At 34.6% G+C, this 17,919-nt stretch carries 13 protein-coding genes; 3 read left to right on the plus strand and 10 right to left on the minus strand.

What is annotated here, in order from left to right:
• Positions 1-30: 30 nt before the first annotated feature.
• Complete coding sequence (locus BUA98_RS06965) at positions 31-810, minus strand: methyltransferase domain-containing protein (protein WP_072970899.1); 780 nt, start codon at positions 808-810, stop codon at positions 31-33.
• 264 nt (positions 811-1,074) lie between these two features.
• Between BUA98_RS06965 and BUA98_RS06970 the strand changes: the two genes are divergently transcribed.
• Positions 1,075-1,449, plus strand: a complete 375-nt coding sequence (locus BUA98_RS06970) for a hypothetical protein (RefSeq protein ID WP_072970900.1) — start codon at positions 1,075-1,077, stop codon at positions 1,447-1,449.
• A 273-nt stretch (positions 1,450-1,722) separates the two neighbouring features.
• Here the strand turns inward: BUA98_RS06970 and BUA98_RS06975 are convergent, their stop codons facing one another.
• Together BUA98_RS06975 and BUA98_RS06980 are read right to left on the minus strand one after the other, a co-directional pair.
• Positions 1,723-3,147: a SusD/RagB family nutrient-binding outer membrane lipoprotein gene (locus BUA98_RS06975; RefSeq protein ID WP_072970901.1), complete on the minus strand. Its 1,425-nt coding sequence runs from the start codon at positions 3,145-3,147 to the stop codon at positions 1,723-1,725.
• A gap of 12 nt (positions 3,148-3,159) precedes the next feature.
• Complete coding sequence (locus BUA98_RS06980) at positions 3,160-6,339, minus strand: SusC/RagA family TonB-linked outer membrane protein (RefSeq protein WP_072970902.1); 3,180 nt, start codon at positions 6,337-6,339, stop codon at positions 3,160-3,162.
• 717 nt (positions 6,340-7,056) lie between these two features.
• On the opposite strand from BUA98_RS06980, the gene BUA98_RS06985 reads away from it, so the two are divergent.
• Complete coding sequence (locus tag BUA98_RS06985) at positions 7,057-8,664, plus strand: class I SAM-dependent methyltransferase (protein WP_072970903.1); 1,608 nt, start codon at positions 7,057-7,059, stop codon at positions 8,662-8,664.
• 59 nt (positions 8,665-8,723) lie between these two features.
• Here the strand turns inward: BUA98_RS06985 and BUA98_RS06990 are convergent, their stop codons facing one another.
• The 6 genes from BUA98_RS06990 to BUA98_RS07015 form a co-directional block, all read right to left on the minus strand.
• Positions 8,724-9,752 (minus strand): rod shape-determining protein, encoded by a 1,029-nt coding sequence (locus BUA98_RS06990; RefSeq protein ID WP_072970904.1) that lies wholly within the window; start codon positions 9,750-9,752, stop codon positions 8,724-8,726.
• A gap of 322 nt (positions 9,753-10,074) precedes the next feature.
• A complete protein-coding gene (locus tag BUA98_RS06995; protein WP_072970905.1) occupies positions 10,075-10,527 on the minus strand; it encodes a hypothetical protein in 453 nt (150 codons plus the stop codon).
• 190 nt (positions 10,528-10,717) lie between these two features.
• Complete coding sequence (locus BUA98_RS07000; RefSeq protein ID WP_072970906.1) at positions 10,718-11,353, minus strand: hypothetical protein; 636 nt, start codon at positions 11,351-11,353, stop codon at positions 10,718-10,720.
• A gap of 243 nt (positions 11,354-11,596) precedes the next feature.
• A complete protein-coding gene (locus tag BUA98_RS07005) occupies positions 11,597-11,791 on the minus strand; it encodes a hypothetical protein (RefSeq protein ID WP_072970907.1) in 195 nt (64 codons plus the stop codon).
• A 113-nt stretch (positions 11,792-11,904) separates the two neighbouring features.
• Positions 11,905-13,395 carry a hypothetical protein gene (locus BUA98_RS07010; RefSeq protein WP_072971805.1) on the minus strand — a complete coding sequence of 497 codons (1,491 nt, stop codon included), beginning with the start codon at positions 13,393-13,395 and terminating at the stop codon, positions 11,905-11,907.
• A 51-nt stretch (positions 13,396-13,446) separates the two neighbouring features.
• A complete protein-coding gene (locus BUA98_RS07015) occupies positions 13,447-15,228 on the minus strand; it encodes a T9SS type A sorting domain-containing protein (protein WP_072970908.1) in 1,782 nt (593 codons plus the stop codon).
• A gap of 705 nt (positions 15,229-15,933) precedes the next feature.
• Here BUA98_RS07015 and BUA98_RS07020 point away from each other — a divergent pair.
• The gene (locus tag BUA98_RS07020; RefSeq protein ID WP_072970909.1) at positions 15,934-17,382 is read left to right on the plus strand and encodes an FAD-dependent oxidoreductase; all 1,449 of its coding nucleotides are present in this window, start codon (positions 15,934-15,936) and stop codon (positions 17,380-17,382) included.
• A 16-nt stretch (positions 17,383-17,398) separates the two neighbouring features.
• Here BUA98_RS07020 and BUA98_RS07025 read toward each other — a convergent pair whose 3' ends face one another.
• Positions 17,399-17,824: a response regulator gene (locus tag BUA98_RS07025; protein WP_072970910.1), complete on the minus strand. Its 426-nt coding sequence runs from the start codon at positions 17,822-17,824 to the stop codon at positions 17,399-17,401.
• Positions 17,825-17,919: the final 95 nt, after the last annotated feature.

Consider the following 17,919-nt stretch of genomic DNA (forward strand, 5'->3'; position numbering starts at 1 on the left):
AACCAGTTTATATTTAAAACTATAAACTGGTTATATTTTTTCTTCACTTTTTCTTCCATACAGCAGAATTCTTTTGAATGCATAAATGGCAGGAAGCTTTGGAAAATGCGCTGCTATTCTGGTTTTAAATGCTTTAATAAATAACTCTTTTTGATCGTCTTCAAGCAGTTCTAAATAAGGAATCAGAGCCGAACCTGAAATAAAATTATATAGCGTATCATGATCGTGAGCAATTATGGGATATACTTTCTCCATAATCTTAATTTCTTCCAATCCGCCATCAAACATAATTTGCACATATTGATCCATACTTAGTACAGGAGAATCTCTTCTCCATCCTTTAAAATAGCTTTTAAAAGGATCTTCTTCAGCCAATTGATATAGAATTTTATTTAGAAGATTTTCATTCTGGATGGGCATCTGCACCGCAAATTGACCTTTTGAAGTAAGTGAATGAATCAGTTTTGGAAATAATATTTCATGATTATCAGACCATTGTAACGCTGCGTTACTAAAAACCAGATCCCATTTTTTATTTGACTCAACCATATCTTCTACTAACATGCGTTCAAAATGAAGATTAGCACTCTCCAAAGATTTTGATTTTATCAACATTTCAGCTGATGAATCAATCCCAAGAAAATCAGTTTTACTGAACTTTTCGGCTAATATTGCGGTTTGCTCTCCTGTACCACAGCCTAAATCAATTGCAGTTGAGGCTTCTGGTAATTCAATAAAATCTATTAAATCATAAAATGGTTTGTTACGCAGCTCTTTAAACTTATTATATATTTCCGGGTTCCAAGGCATAGGCTTTCAGTTTTTTATGGTTCTAACTACATCTCCTAATATCTAAATTACGGAAATAAAATTAGGTATGTAAGTTAATTGAGAATTGATTTCACAAGTACCATAATCCCTTCAGAAAAGACTGTTTTCGATTTTAATTTTATTCTTAGCTTTTTCAATACTATATTTGAAGTGTAAAAATAACACCCCTTCATGATTTTGCCCCTGCTCTTTCAAATACTTATTTCCTGGATAGTCGCCTGCTGTATCATAAGAATATTTAACATGGCATTATCATCAACAGACGCAAAATTTTATCAGGAACCTGCATTGCTTACCAGTATTCTTTCTGCTGTTGCTATTGATTTATCACTAAAAACCAAATTAAGAATCGGAAAGGTATTGCATCACAGCTTTGGATTTTGTTTTGCAGCAGTTTATTACATAATATGGTATTCTGAATTCGCAGAAATTTCGTGGACAACCAGCATCATTATAGGCGTTATAAGCGCATTGATCCGAATTATAAGCTGGACTTTTCTGCTTGAAATTATACCAACTGTTCATACGGCCAATTTTAAAGGTTATTACCTTCAGCTTGTATTCGTACACAGTATTTTTATTATTGCTGCTTTTTCTGTAGACTGGTTATTGCTTTGATAGCTTTTAAAACAAAAAGAAGAGTTAAATTTCAGGATTAGGTACTTAATAATAAAAGTTCTGTATAGTTTTTACGTTAAGCACGAGTTGGCCTAATCTATATATTTACCTATATTTAGTACCTAAAGGTACATTTTAATAAATCTATATCAATCTGTGGTCAAACAGTTTCAAATTTATATTTTGCAAAAAGCAAAACTCCGCAAAATATAGAAACATTTGCGGAGTTTTTTATTTGAAACATTTTACTTGATGTATCACTAGGTATTCACCCTATTTTACATCAAACCAAAGTTTTGTAGTAAGCAAGTCTTTTCCCTGAACGGCTATCGCTGCCTGGTAACTAGTTCCATTCAAAGATTGCTCTGTACCCGGATAAAAGAAACGTGAAGGTAGGTTTCCGTCTAAAACTGTCGCCGGGCCAGATTTCAATACTGGATAGTCCAGTCTTCTCCATTCCGTAAAAGCGTCAAGACCTTGTCCGTAAAAAGCAATCCATTTTTGTGTTCCAATTGATTTGGCATAGTCTATCGCATCATATTTTACACTAGCCTGATTAAGATAATTAGCGATAACGGTTGCATCGGTAATTCCAAATTGATTGAAGGATGCCGTAATCGCATTTTTATAGAGCTGTTCAGCATCACCAGAAATATAACCACGAGCTACCGCTTCAGAAAGATTAAATAATACTTCAGAGTAAGAAACAAGTACTGCCGGCGATGAGGAAGTCAGGAAGTAAGTTCCTGGTTTTGATGTTTTAGCAAAACCCTGGCTATTAGCATCACTGTTTGATAATCCATTTGCACCTCCAACATATTTACCTACGCTTGCATCTGATGGCAATTGTGCATAAACAGGTAAACGTGGATCAGATAATTCATTTAGCTTATCAACCATAGTTTTTGAAATACGATAATCATCACGAGTTTCAAACCATGCTGAAGCAGGATTTTGCTGAGGTGAACTCGTGTAAGTAAACTTAAAAGTATCACTATTACTTCCAAGTACTCCTGCAGCATCGGTTGTGGCTTCAATAGCAGCTTGTTTAGCCAAAGCTGGTTCTCTGTCAGAGATTCGCAATGCAATACGCAAACGAAGTGAATTTACCAGTTTTTTCCATTTCAAAATATCACCTTTATAGGATAAGTCACCCGTCACGGTACCATTTGCTGTATTTAGTAAAGATTGTGCTTGTTTCAAATCTTCTAGTAATCCTGTATACACTTCCTTTTGGGTATTGTACGCCGGAGTTACTTTTAGACCTGCTTCTTTATACGGAATACTTCCGTAAGCATCGGTCAACAATAAAAATGTCCATGAACGCAATGTTAATGCAATCCCTTTGTAATTTGAATTTGCCTGCTCTTGTGGAAAATTGATAATTGTATTCAAATCCGTAATCAAAGTTGCGTATCCGGTATTCCACAAAGTTGTGAAAGAAGTATTGGACACATCGTATCTATCCGGTTCCGTATATTGAATTTTAGCCCAATGCTGCACAAATAACAAAGACGAATCAAAGTTATTTGTTGAGCCCCAGTATAAATCAGCCCCCTGCTTTAGGGTTCCTGTTAACAGGTAAGGCGCTAATGGTGTTTCAGTTGCATTTGGATTTTTATTAATATCATCCAAAGTATCACTGCATGAAGTCAGTGTAATTGCAAATAGCGTTGTATATAATATATTTTTTAACATGATTCTGTATTTTTAAAATCTTAGATTGACATTAAGGCTGAAATTTCTCGTAGTTGGCAGAGATAAACTCTCCAATCCTTGTGCATTACCTGTATTGAAAGCTGTTTCAGGATCAATATTTGGTGCATCTTTATAGATAAAAAACAGGTTACGGCCTACTGCAGTAATACTTGCCCCATCTAATCCCAGCTTCTTAGCAAATGACTTATTGAAGTTAAAAGCCAATTTTACTTCTCTTAATTTTACAAAAGTTGAGCTGTAAATATAAGCTTCACTAATATTGTAAGATGCTTTGTAATATTCCTGTGCACTAAGAAGTGAAGTGTTTGGCGTTCCATCAGCATACACTCCGTTAAAGATCATTCCATCCTCATATACCGCTGCGCCTCCCGGAGCAGTTGTACCTGTTGGTAATAAGGTTTTAGTAGTACCTGCCAAATAATAATTTAATCCACCATTAGCGGCATCACGACCCGGAAGCGTTTCTGCCAATACTCCTGTATAAGTACCTGTTCTGTTCGTTCCTGAGAAAAGCTCTCCTCCTACACTGGCATCAATAAGAAATGAGAATTCAAGGTTTTTATAGGTCAATGTATTAGTAACTCCAGCTAAATAGTCTGGCGTATAATGACCTAATACTTTCTTTTGCGGATCAGCTTTTGGTAATCCGTTCGCTCCTACTACTATATTTCCATTTGCGTCGCGTTGATAAGCTGTTCCATAAAGTGCCCCGTAAGCCTGTCCTACAGATGCCAAAACATCAACACCTCCTGAAGAACCGATCGTGTAATTTTGAATCTGTTTATCATAATCCAAAATCTCTACTTTGCTTATGTTCTTTGAATAATTTACGGCAACATTCCATTTGAAGCTTTCATTTTGAATAGGGTTTCCATCCAATTGAATTTCGATACCGTGGTTGTTTATTTTACCAGCATTGATTAATTGTGAATTATAACCACTTGAAGCAGTAGTTTTTATTTCCAAAATCTGATCAAAACTATTGGTATTGTAATAAGCAAAATCAAAATGCAGTCTGTTTTTCCAGAAAGAAGATTCTAAACCAAGTTCGGTAGAACGTGTTGTTTCTGGTTTTAGGTTCTCATTCAATTTCTTTTGAGAAGAAGTTTGAATCGGATTTCCGTCAAATGCAGTTTGAAAATTATAGACTGTAGACAATTGATAAGGATCGGCATCATTACCAACCTCAGACCAGCCTCCACGTAACTTTAAGAAATCAAGTGTATTACTTTTCAATTTCAAAGCATCAGACAACACTAAACTTCCGCTAACAGAAGGATAGAAATAAGAACGGTTACTGCTTGGCAATGTCGATGACCAGTCATTACGGGCAGTTGCATTCAAAAAGGCATAATTTTTATAACCCAATTGTGCAGAAGCATAAGCACTGTACACTCTCAATCTTGATAAAGAGTTTGATGAAGTTAATGGATCCCTTGAATTAGTTAGTGTATATAAATCAGGTACTGCCAAACGTGGCGCTTTTTGATAATTATTTGCATCACTATGGTTACGAACGTTGAATCCGGCCAGCGCATCTAAACTAAAATCATCATTCAGTTTATTGGTATAAGTAAAAATACCTTCTGTATTTTGCTCGTTTACTGTATAGGCATCTTCAGCATAGGATCCGAAAGGAGTTCCATTTGTACCGTATTTAATTTCATACTTTCTGCGATCATTATAATAATCAACTCCGGTACGGAATTTAAAATTAAGTCCCTCAAAAATCTTGGCATCCAAATGAATATCACCAATTAAACGGTTACGCTGTTGACTTGTAGTGTTGTAATTAGCATTCCAATACGGATTGCTGTAATAGCTGTTATTCCAGTTTCTCGTCCAATCCTTATCAAGTTCATTAATATCTACCTGACGTCCGAACCAAAGAAACTGCAGCATTACGCCGGCAGCACGGTTACCCGATGGACCACCTGGTAAAGCTGGTGCATTGGTAACAATATAGTTCGCATTTACACCTACTTTTACACTTTTGGAGATTTGGTAATTCGTGTTAACGGTAAAGTTTGTTTTGTTGACTTCACTGTTAGGCACCGTTCCTAATTGTTTTTGATTGTTTACTCCTAAACGAAAATCTGATTTTTCATCTGATTTGGCCACCGAAATGCTATTATCATAAGTAACACCAGTATTAAAAAAATCCCTAACATTATTTGGATGAGCTACGAAAGGTACTGCCTCACCGTTTGAATAAAATTGCGGAATAAGGCGGCCATCCATTTTAGGACCCCAACTTTCATCAACCCCATCATTAACTCCTCCACCTTTACCATCTACATAGCTAAATTTTCCGTTTGATCCTTGTCCAAATGAATTCTGAAAAGACGGTAAAGTACTAACCTGAGAGACTGTTATACCAGTACTAAAGTTTATCCCTAATCCCTTCTGACTTTTTCCAGATTTTGTCGTGATCAAAACAACACCATGCGCAGCACGTGATCCGTAAAGCGCTGCCGCATTAGGACCTTTCAATACGGTTAATGTTTCAATATCATTAGGATTCAAATCGGCTATTGCATTTTTGAAATCACGAGTTGCACCACCAAAATTTAACTGCGAGTTATCTACCGGAACTCCATCCACCACAAATAAGGGCTGGTTATTTCCTGATATAGAAGTTTCACCACGAATAATAATACGTGAAGATCCCATATCTCCTTGTGAATTGGTAATACGAACTCCAGCCAATTTACCGGTAAGGCTATTTAGAAAGTTCGTTTCTTTTGTATCTGACAACTCCTTGCCTTTAAGAGCCTGGGTAGTGTAACCTAAAGATTTCTTTTCTTTCGTAATACCAAGTGCAGTAACGACAACTTCTGATAACGCATTTTGCTCCTGAGTAAGCTCAATAACCACAGAGTTTGTATTCGCTACAATTTCTGTTTTTTTATACCCTAAATAACTTACTATTAACGTATAAGGCAATTTTTGTCCTGTCTGGAAAAAAAACTTCCCATCAAAATCTGTTACAACTCCGTGTGTAGTTCCTTTAATATTAATTGAGGCCCCAATAATAGGTTCTTTTGTACTAGCATCTACAACTATTCCCTCGAGTTTGGATTGAATTAACGGTTTGGTTTCTTGTGCTTTAATCCCTATCGAAATCAAGAAAATACACAACCAGATATATCTATTTAATTTTTTTTTCATTACTTTGTTTTGGTTTAAAAATAAGTAAGCCCTGAACGGATTAACTCCATTCTCGCTTTCTTATAGAGATGAACAATTTCTTTAAGCTTCACCATTTCTGCTGCAACAGAAATGGTTTTTTTATTTACAGCACATTCGCTTTTTCATTTTTATATATTTTTAGATTACTATTATTTAAATTGGTTTTATAAAAGTTTGAATCCATCATCTCAAGCTTTCCTCTTGCCAAAAATTTTATGAATTAGACATTTGAAGAATTTCAAAAGCAACAAGCTCTTAAGAATAAATCGTCAAAATGGTTTGCATTTTTTAAAATAAAATTTATTTGTAGCCTCACATCCCTTTATATATAAGACTTTTAAATCCTACCAATTTGATAGAACAAAGGTATATTAAAATTTTAAACACCCAAGTTTTAAAAGTATTTTTTGCAAAAAAAATGTTAACTAAAATTTTAGTAAAATTTTAAGTCACTTCAAACAAGACAGTTAATAGGTTTTAAGATTTGTCAAACTAAGTACGAATTTTCTTAAATTTATCAGGGTGAATTAAAAATTTTATTCATTTTTAAAACTCGTAAATCAGAATTATCTAAGCGTTTTAAAAAGAATATACTTCGTTAAAAATCGAATACGAAATGGTTTATATATTCGAAATGTTTACCATCAGATTTCATTTTAAACTATCTTTATAGTAAGAAACCTTCATTTTTATACTATGAACGATAAATCATTACTCAGAGGTTCCATTTTCAGACATCTTGATGGCTTAGCTGTTGCTCCTGTTGCGATTGCACTTAAAAAAAACGGAGTTTTAGAGTTTATCTTAAACAAAAAGGAAGTACAGCTGACGGAACTTGTAAGTGCTTTTAAAGCCAACGAAGGGTACCTGAATGTTGGTTTGAGGATTTTAGCCTCTCAGGGCTTTCTGGATTATGAAGTCAATAACGAAACACAGGAAATTAAGATCTCTGTAAATGAAAAGACAGAAATAGCTTTTTCATTGTTTTATCTTTACCAGGATGTTGTTGATTTACTTCACTTTTCGATCCAGTTTCACATTCGTATTTTTGATGATGTCCCGTTTGAAAAACTTAATGTTATTTTTGAAAAATATAAAAAGGGATATGGAATTAAACCCTCCGAAGATGTTCTTACTAATACAATTCAGGATCAGGTTTTAAAACATATTGAAGGGTATTTGATAGCGCCTACAATAGTTCGTTTGGCAATGAACGGAATGTTTCACAAATATTTCATGGAGACTTCTTTCAAGCCTGAAGAGTTTCATAAATCGCCAGAAAATTTTAAAAAAATACTAGACTTTCTTGTACATCTTGGATGGTTTATGGAAAAAAATGGCAATTATCAATTTACCGAAGTGGGTTTGTTTTTTGCAAAGAGATCCAGTGCTTATGGCGTGACCGTTTCTTATTTACCAACATTTGCCAAAATTGAAGAATTAATTTTTGGAGACCCGGCTGTTTTAAGAATGATAGCCGATGGCGAAAATGAAATTCATGTGGATCGTGAAATGAATGTTTGGGGAAGCGGCGGTGCTCACGATACTTACTTTAAAGTAGTAGATGAAATTATTATTAAACTTTTTAATTTACCAATTGAAGAACAGCCTAAAGGAATTCTCGATATGGGTTGTGGTAATGGTGCCTTTCTTCAGCATATTTTTGAAGTAATCGACAGGCAAACTCTAAGAGGTAAAATGCTGGACGAATATCCATTGTTTCTGGTGGGTGCCGATTATAATCAGGCTGCTCTGAAAGTAACCAGAGCAAATCTTATAAAAGCAGATATTTGGGCAAAAGTAATTTGGGGAGATATTGGCCGCCCTGACTTACTTTCAGATGACTTAAGAGAAAATTACAATATTGACCTGAAAGATTTACTGAACGTAAGGACATTCCTGGATCACAATCGCATTTGGACAGATCCGGAGTACATCAACAAAAATAGAATCAGTACCTCAACTGGTGCGTTTGCTTACAGAGGAAAAAGAATCAGTAATAATCTGGTGGAAGATAATCTCCTGGAACATCTGCAAAAGTGGTCGCCTTATGTACGAAAATTTGGTTTACTTCTGATTGAATTGCATACTATAAATCCAAAATTGGCTGCCAGTAACTTAGGAAAAACACCTGCAACGGCCTATGATGCCACACATGGTTTTTCAGATCAATATATTGTTGAGATTGACGTCTTTAATAGTGTTGCTGCCGAAGCAGGATTATTTCCCGATAAAGCAATTTTTAAACGATTTCCGGAAGCTGATATTGCTACAGTAAGTATCAATTTATTGAAAGGAAAATAAACGAAAAAACCTCCAAAATTAATGACTATGGAGGTTTTATTTTTATAATGTTTAAAGAACTAAGATATCAGTACTCTTTTATATTTTGGTATGTCTTTTAAAACAATTCCAGTACCTCTTACCACTGCTCTTAAGGGATCTTCTGCAATATAAACCGGAAGGTCTGTTTTTCTTGAAATTCTTTGATCAAGACCACGCAGCATTGCTCCTCCACCAGCGAGATAGAGACCTGTATTATAAATATCTGCAGCCAATTCAGGTGGTGTTAAAGAAAGTGTCACCATAATAGCATCTTCAATTCTAAGGATTGATTTATCCAACGCTTTTGCAATCTCTCTGGAAGTAATTTTGACTTCCTTCGGTTTTCCGGTTAGTAAATCCCTTCCACGAACCAATAAATCATCCGGTGGAGAATCCAGTTCTTCAATTGCAGCGCCCACGTCTATTTTTATCTGTTCGGCTGTAGCATCTCCAATATACAAATTATGATGCGTTCTCATAAAATACAGGATGTCGTTGGTAAAAACGTCACCGGCAATTTTTATGGATTTGTCGCAAATTATTCCTCCTAAAGCAATAACTGCAATTTCTGTAGTTCCTCCCCCAATATCAACAATGATATGCCCTTGTGGCTGCATTACATCCAAACCAATTCCAATTGCAGCAGCCATAGGTTCATGAATTAAAAACACCTCTTTTCCGTTTACTCTTTCACAGGACTCTTTTACGGCTCTCATTTCTACCTCGGTAATACCGCTTGGAATACATACCACCATTCGAAGTGCGGGAGTGAAAAAATTCTTCTTTAATTCTGGTATATTTTTAATAAACCAGTTAATCATTTTCTCCGATGCATCAAAATCTGCAATTACACCGTCTTTAAGCGGTCGGATGGTTTTAATATTTTCGTGTGTTTTACCCTGCATTAAGTTAGCCTCTTTGCCTACAGCAATAATTTTTCCGCTTCTAATATCTTTTGCCACGATCGAAGGACTATCCACAACGACTTTTCCTTCATAAATTATTAATGTATTAGCGGTGCCTAAATCCATAGCTATCTCCACTGTCATAAAATCAAATAAGCTCATAATATAATTTTCTATACAGAATGAACGCTTTTGTTCCTTGTTTATTCTCTCTAAACATTAACTTTCACTTTATTTTATAATAATTTTGGCAGTCTTTGTTATTAAATTTTAGATAGTTAAGATAATTTTCTGATTAAAATATAAACTTGCCTTTTGGTTTAGCAAAAGATTAAGAATTTTATGATACGTAAAAGTGGAAGAAATTATCTCGATCGAAGAAAAAACTAAATCCTTATGGAATGACAAAGGTTTTAAAAGAGGGCAAAAAAAAGCCTCCAAAAAATCAAATGATTTTGGAGGCTTTGTATATTGTGTAAAAATATTACATCTCGTTCAAATCGTTGAATTCGTGTAATGATTTTAATGTGCTTTCGTAAAATAAAATTGCAGCGATTAAATTTCCTTTATCTGAATAAGGCATCATCTTTCTCTGAAATTCTACTGTAGTATCTAAGAATGTAGTTGTTCCAATTGCTTGTCCGTCTAATACTTTTTTATGCTCAGAATCGTCTGGTATACCTAAGTCTGCCATAGTAACACCTGGTTTAGTAACCAAAGCAATATAAGGTAGCGTTTTTACTAAAACTTTAATACGCTCAATGTACAATTCCAAAAGTTCTCCTTTTTGCATACCACTTAATTCTTTTTGATCATGGTATTTACGGATAATAGCTGTTGTACTGATGATACTTCTTGGAGCATTTTTTGCCTGTGCTGAAACAGCTTCAGTTGATAAGAAGAAAAGGAAACTAAGTAGGAAAATTGTGCTTTTCATTTTGTGAATGTAATTGGTTGTTAATACGACAAAAATATATAAATTAACTTAAACTGCAACTGTATTGATTTCTTTTTTTTAATTTAAATTTAACAATCAGCCTAAAAGTTAGAATACCATAATCAATACAGAAAAAGGCCGGCTACAAAAAACCGCTCTTACACACTGTTTATCAGGATATTAATACATTTTACGACTTAATTATTCTAAAACGTCCCGGATACTTTATATATATACTTTTTTTGTTGCCATAATAATCCATAAAGTCTTCACAAACAAAAACGGCATGTGCAGTTGACCAGGCAACAACTCCACAGTATTCACTTCCTGACTCTCTTTTTAACTTTTGTATTTCTTTACCTTCTTTAAATCCCAGATATTTGTAGATTGTTGGAGTATACACTTCACCTTCTTCTAAATCCTCCAGCGCTTTATCAAAAGTTGACTTTTTATCAATAATTTGTTTGTACTTTGCCATTACAGCGTAGGTCAATACGGCGTAATCTGTTATCTTTTCGCTCTCACAATTTTCTTTTATAAATACAAAATCAGCAGAAAATTTAGCTTTATTTAATTCATCATTTTTCAGGTTGAATGATGCACTATTTTTTAGTGTAATTTTATAGGTAGTGTCGTTTACTTTTTCAGTCACAAAAAGATTGTCAAGTCCATAAACATTTAAAGCAGCTTTAATAAAAGCAATCGAGGAACAATTTGTACGCTCTCCCTGCTTAAAGCTTTCAAATATTTTATCCGCGCTCAACTGTGAATAAGCATTAGAACAAAAGAACATTAATAATAAAAATATTGAAGTAACAGATTTCATTTTATTTTGTATTTTATAATTTCCCCAAGTGATTTTTGAGGATTCATAGATTATACAAATCTATTAAAATCAATTCATAGTTGTTTTTTACTTCTTATTTTTTTTTCAATTATTATAAATTGAAACCTTTAAAAAGAGTGATAATACAAGGCAATTTAAATTAGATATCAATTAGTGTTTAAGCACATAGGTCAAAAAAAAAGTCCCAAATTTTATTTGAGACTTTTTTTGATGTTGTGGTTTTTATTTTTTTTCTTCATTATCCATCTTATCATCTAATTCAGGTGCTTCACCTTTAAATTTATGAGTATCAACATCATAATTTTCATCATTTGTTAAAACCTCATCATATTCTTTATATTGATGTTTTTTAGTATCACTTTTATCAGCGCCAATTTTTTGATTATTGGGTTTCGGATTTTTATTATTTGTGTTCATAATAGTAAGTTTTAAAGTTTAAATAAAAGTACTTCAAATGCCGACTTATACACTTATATAATCATTTCTAAAAGTTATAAAATACCACTTTAATTTATAGACATAATAAGTGTTTATCTTGCGGTTAAGTTAAGAGAAACTGTTTGCATATTTCCGCTTCCGTCATAGCGCTCTGCAAATATTTCTATATATTCTCCAGTTTTTAATTGTACTGTACCAACTATCGGTAAAGCGATAATACCGGAAGTGGAAAAAAGACCTCCACTAGGTCTGCCATATACCTTAGTTTCACTAATTACGGTACCCTGCTTTGCTATATAAAGAATTATCGTTGCATCAGCGTTAGTTTGGTAGGATACTGAAGCAGATACTTGAAAATATCTTGTTTTAGTTCCTCTGTACGTGATTCTATTTTCTCCATCTTTTGTAAAACGAAATAAATTATTAGAAGTTGTAAAACCAGCAACTTTTACTTTGGTTCCATTAGTACCTAATGTAGTTGTTACAGAACTCCCAACTGCAGCAATTAAATTAATATCACCAGTAGCATCACTATCCCCTTCTCGCGGAATACCCGGTGAATCGACCGTCCAGGCATTGCTAAAATTATATCCCGGGTAAGTTGATCCTGCCGGATAGCGATTGATAATACCGGAAGGAGCTGTAGTAGTACCAGAAAAAACGGTACCTATTAAAATACCTGTTCCAACTGAAGTACCAGTTAAACCACTAACATTCATCGCTACATCAGCACCATCGACTGTACTAAAACCACTATTTTTTTGTATTAAACTAAAGTTACCGGTAAATGTTTCAAAAGTTCCAACATTTGAACTGAACCAGGCTTGGTTACTTAACAATAAATTTCCAATATTAGAATACGTAATTCCACCACCGGTATTACCTATAAACTGAACAATATTACCAAAGTACAGTCCCAAACCCGAAATGGTTCCGACACCTGCAGTCATACCAGTTACAACAGTATTCTGAACCAAAAGAGAGGTATTAGAAGCTATTCCGGGACCGGTGATGTTAAAAGCGCTGGTTCCTTTTAAAGTAACATTTCTAATACTACCTCCTGTAGCTCCCTGAAAAACAACTCCCGGAGCTTGTAGAATGTCTTCATTTGTGTCAAGTCCGGAAACATAAGCGTTGTTTAAATCAATAGGAAAATCCAGTGCAATTGTGCCATTTATTTCATAAAGGGTATTGGTCGTTAATAAATATCTTGTATTTCCTCCTGCTAATAATTCTGGTGCCAGGTCTGTTACCGATTTAACCAGTTTATAATTGTTTCTTAAAGCGGAACCTTCATTAGCAATTTTCACCCATGAAGTGGTAGTCAAATTGTAGTAATAAAAGGCTTTTACAGTAGTGTCATATACTAGTAAACTTTCTGCGGGAGTAACAATTGCAATTCGCTCTGCTGTAGTCATTCTAGGGGCTAACAATCCTTTTGTAGTGGACGTTATATCTAAAACAGAACTAACATTTGGTGTAACAGTACCAATACCTATTTGGGCATGACCCAGAAATGTTAAAAAGAAAAAAAACAGTAATTGTAGGCTTCTGTTAATTTGTGGAGTAAATCTATTTATCATAATTTCTGTATTTTTTAAGGTTTCTTTTAAATTCTTATTTGACACTTTTAATTATCGGATTGAGTTTGAAATAACAACTTTTTGCGTTAATTTTTCACTGTCTGTTGTTAAGAACTCGACTATATAAATTCCATTAGGTAAACCAGTGGTTGAAAAAGAAAAACTGGAATCTGCTCCTAACTCCTCTTTCGATAAAACTACTTTACCAAGTATATCGTAAAGTCTAAAAGACTTTATTGCGATATTATTTGGATTTGAAACTTTTAAACTGTTTTTACTATTGTCCTGAAAAATTATAAATTGCTTTCCACTTACTTCAACTACTCCCAATGTCTCACTTGTAAAGGTGATTTTAAATCTGTCGGAATATATTCCGGGAGCAACGGTGATCTGATAACCTTCATTTTTGATATCATGATAGGATTGATCAAGAGCATCATAAAGATAAATGGACTGAGAAGTGTCGAAGTTGGTTACTTCGGGAATGTAAAATTTAAATGTAGCGTTGGTTGTTGCTTTTACTGTTAATGGTATTTTTTTGGTCTGGTCAAAATTTACTCCCTGAATAACGTAATTACCATTTTCAATCTGAAAAGCCACATCATTAGGTGGACTCGTATCCATGTTTAGGGCATCGATACCAATATCTACTCCATCTGTAGCCTCAGGCAAAAAAGCCAGTGCCAGCTGTCGTGTAAACTTATTATCAATGATTGTATTTAATTTAAAATACTGGAAAGCGCTTACTTCATCATTATTGTCAGTTTTGTTAGCTGTATCTTTTGTCTGTTTTTCAAACTGAGAAATACCTACGCCTTCTTTGGTAAATACACGATGTGCGTTTTTGAAGGTCGCTGTACCATTAGCATTGGCAAAAACAACAAATCCCTGACCTATTGGTGCATATCTGCGAGGAATAGATAATGAGGAAGACAAACCTGTTGTATTCAAAGTTCCATCCTGATTGTATGAATTGAAGGTTGCCGGTACATATACACCATCAACACCCAGAGACATTGGTGAATAACTTCCGTAACCACCTCTGTAAGCGGCCAGATAATGAGAATTCACTGTTTTGTCCTGTTCCCAAAAATAGGCGATTCCGCCAGCTGCAACATTATCCGAATCTAAAAGAAAAGCATTTAAATGTAGCGCAGATGGATATGGATTACCCGTTAAGGTTGAATTATTAGCACCTAAATTTATTGTAATAGTTCCATCATTAGGCTTTCCCCTAAAATCATATCTTTGGGCACTTCCGGGATTGTTTACAATCCCAGTTCCTTCGGGATTAGTACTATCTGTGCCGCTGGTTCCTTTCATAGAAAAACCTTCTCCGGCAGCTAATGTACTTGCATTGCCGACAAACACCCATTGCGAATAATTATTGGCATTTATCAACTTATAAATCCATACTGATGAAATTGCAAGTGGATTCGCTGTTCCATTGTAATTACTCACAATTGCTGCAGGATTTGATAACGTTGCTGTAGTTGGCTGATTTAGCATTGTAATTCCGAAACTTTCATTTCCGACAATGACAGCAGTTGCATTTCCAACGGGCGAACACCAATAATTATATTCAAAATTATCGCTTGTTCCTTCCTGATATACCGACAATTTACCCTGCCCGATATTCGTAGATGAAAGAGATGTACCCTGAATTAATTGTCCATTATTCCGAAGGTATAAATTCGAGTTTGCTTCTAAATTAATGTTTTGCTGCACAAAAAGAATTTCGTTTTTAACGTACATACTGGCAGTAGATCCAAAATAAATCTGGGCTAAACATTTTGTAGTGCTAAGTAATAATAAGAATAGTATTTTTTTCATAATTCCAATTTAGAGGTCCAACAAAAACAACATACACAATTATAAATCAAATCAATAACGAGTTATTACGCTTTCTTTTTTCCTATTATAAAAAGACCCAACAAAATGCCTGAACCAATTAAAAACAAGATTTTATCATTAATAGACGCAGGTAATCCTACCGGAGGCGGAATCGTAGGTGGCGGGGGGCCTTCGCCCTGGAATGAATAAATATTAAGAGAGAAAAAAAACAACAAGAATACCAATAACAACATCATTTTACATTTCATAATATTTAATTTTAGGGTATTAAATAGCCTCTAAAACAAAATTTTAGAGAAAAAAATTAAGATATTATCAGATGAAGTTTGGAATATAAAAAAACTTATATTCCAAATAATTTAGATAGCATAGGTAATTTCCTTTGCTTCTTTACGTTTTGGTTTTGTGAAATTATGATTTATCTTACATCTTAAATTTACATCTAAAACTTAAAAAGTTATATAATTCCCACATAGCACTTCGTAAGAGCCACATTTTCAAAAGAATACATTTCACTATGTTTTCTATATGATTACTTTTTTAAAATCGAATTTCATCCAAAAAATGATAAACTAATCTTGTACTGGTGCTCTTTTGTTTTAAATTTGCGGTTTCAAACAGATATAAGCTTATTTTCTTAGAGAGGTACTCAAGACAACCAGCATAATTCAAGGAAGTAAAAAAGTGGAGGATAAACAAACGAGCTGGACTATTTGTCCCGAATGTCAGGGACGAGGCAAAAAAAGCCAAAGGCTAAGTAAAAAAATACGCCTCCGATACCAGACAGAACTCGACCAATTTGAAAAATCGAAAGGTGAAGGACCAGCTCCAATTCGCCCTAAGGCTCACTTATACCAATGCCTTAACTGTTCCGGATCCGGATTACTTTCTTCTGACAGCTCTCCTATTGCTGATACTGAAAACTATCCACATGTCGCCATTATTGGTGGTGGTATTGGCGGAGTTGCTCTTGCAGTTGCTTGTTTACACCGCGGTATTCCTTTTACTCTTTATGAGCGCGATAACAATTTTGATGCACGATCTCAAGGTTACGGACTTACTCTACAACAAGCTAGTAAAGCCATTGAAGGATTTGGAGTTTTTTCTTTAGAAGCAGGTGTGACTTCAACAAGACATTTGGTTCATACTACTGATGGGAAAGTGATTGGCGAATGGGGAATCCGAAAGTGGTTGCAATCAGATGCAAAAAATTCTTTAAAACGTACCAATATCCATATAGCCCGTCAATCTTTACGTTTAGCTTTATTAGAACAACTGGGCGGAGACGCTAAGGTACAATGGGGGCATCAATTAATAAATTTTAAGGAATCTGATGATGACGGTCTTGATCTAACTTTTCAGGTTAATGATGAAATCAAGAACGTTAAAGCTGATCTTATCGTCGGCGCTGATGGAATTCGAAGTTCTGTCCGAAGATTATTGATTGGTGAAGAAATTACTCCTTTACGCTATCTTGGGTGTATTGTTATATTAGGAATTTGTCCCTTAAGCGCTCTCGAAAATCCTGATAGTCCTTTACTCGACTCAGCTACCGTATTTCAAACTGCCAATGGCAAAGAGCGAATTTACATGATGCCTTATACATCTGACTCCATAATGTGGCAGCTTAGTTTCCCCATGTCAGAAGAAGAAGCTAGGGCTTTAAGCGCACAGGGAACGCATGCTCTTAAAGAAGAAGCTTGTCGCAGAACACAATGGCACCATCCTATTCCACAGATTTTGGCAGCAACTTTGGAAACTCAAATTTCCGGCTATCCCGTCTACGACAGAGAATTACTTACTTCAGAATTATTAGAAAAAAGTGGTAAAGCTACTTTGATTGGAGATGCCGCTCACCCAATGAGTCCATTCAAAGGTCAAGGAGCAAATCAAGCATTACTGGATGCACTCTCGCTAGCTCGAGGCATTGCAAAAGGATTTAAATCTTTAGCACATTGGAAAAAAAATGGTCTAAGAGAAAGTGTTTTAACTGAATTTGAAGCCGAAATGCTAAAACGCAGCGCTGTCAAAGTAAAAGATTCGGCAGAAGCTGCGGAATTCCTTCATTCCGAAATTGTACTTCATGAGGGCGATGAGCCAAGAGGAAGATGTTTGAAGAAAAAAGATATATAGCTCAATAGAACTAATTCTATTTTATATAATTGGGCGAAACGCATTTCTGCCAATAATCTACAATACTTTTTATCATCTCTTTCATTTCTATAAAATCGTACGGCTTTATAAAAAATCCCTGTACCGATTTTGAGTAAGCTTCCACAACATGTTTTTGCTCGGCACCTGTAGTAAAAAATAAATATGGAATGGACTTCATTCTTAAATCTTCATTTTCATGAATTTTTGAACGCAGCTCTATTCCGTTTAATTTGGGCATATTGATGTCTGAGAAAATAATAAAAGGTTCGATAGCTGTCGCTGTAAGATAATCAAGTGCCGATTCTCCATCACTAAAAAAAATGATATCATTCTTGTAATGAAGTTCTTTAAATACTAACCCAAGGATTTCCTGATCATCCTGATCATCTTCTATAATGATTATTGGTCCTCCCTTGTTCATAAATTTTTCAACTTTAAGGTTATTTATACTGACGGGAAAGGTACTCTTTTAAATTAAACAGAATACAAAACTTTCATAATCAAGCGCCAAAACCT

It is taken from the genome of Flavobacterium saccharophilum, assembly GCF_900142735.1.
Taxonomy (GTDB): Bacteria; Bacteroidota; Bacteroidia; order Flavobacteriales; family Flavobacteriaceae; genus Flavobacterium; species Flavobacterium saccharophilum.

Coding starts and splice junctions, on each gene's coding strand:
- BUA98_RS07010 (WP_072971805.1), bottom strand. CDS start 13,395: ATGATAAATAGATTTACTCCACAAATTAACAGAAGCCTACAATTACTG.
- BUA98_RS06975 (WP_072970901.1), bottom strand. CDS start 3,147: ATGTTAAAAAATATATTATATACAACGCTATTTGCAATTACACTGACT.
- BUA98_RS07000 (WP_072970906.1), bottom strand. CDS start 11,353: ATGAAATCTGTTACTTCAATATTTTTATTATTAATGTTCTTTTGTTCT.
- BUA98_RS06985 (WP_072970903.1), top strand. CDS start 7,057: ATGAACGATAAATCATTACTCAGAGGTTCCATTTTCAGACATCTTGAT.
- BUA98_RS06990 (WP_072970904.1), bottom strand. CDS start 9,752: ATGAGCTTATTTGATTTTATGACAGTGGAGATAGCTATGGATTTAGGC.
- BUA98_RS07015 (WP_072970908.1), bottom strand. CDS start 15,228: ATGAAAAAAATACTATTCTTATTATTACTTAGCACTACAAAATGTTTA.
- BUA98_RS07005 (WP_072970907.1), bottom strand. CDS start 11,791: ATGAACACAAATAATAAAAATCCGAAACCCAATAATCAAAAAATTGGC.
- BUA98_RS06970 (WP_072970900.1), top strand. CDS start 1,075: ATGGCATTATCATCAACAGACGCAAAATTTTATCAGGAACCTGCATTG.
- BUA98_RS06995 (WP_072970905.1), bottom strand. CDS start 10,527: ATGAAAAGCACAATTTTCCTACTTAGTTTCCTTTTCTTCTTATCAACT.
- BUA98_RS06965 (WP_072970899.1), bottom strand. CDS start 810: ATGCCTTGGAACCCGGAAATATATAATAAGTTTAAAGAGCTGCGTAAC.
- BUA98_RS06980 (WP_072970902.1), bottom strand. CDS start 6,339: ATGAAAAAAAAATTAAATAGATATATCTGGTTGTGTATTTTCTTGATT.
- BUA98_RS07025 (WP_072970910.1), bottom strand. CDS start 17,824: ATGAACAAGGGAGGACCAATAATCATTATAGAAGATGATCAGGATGAT.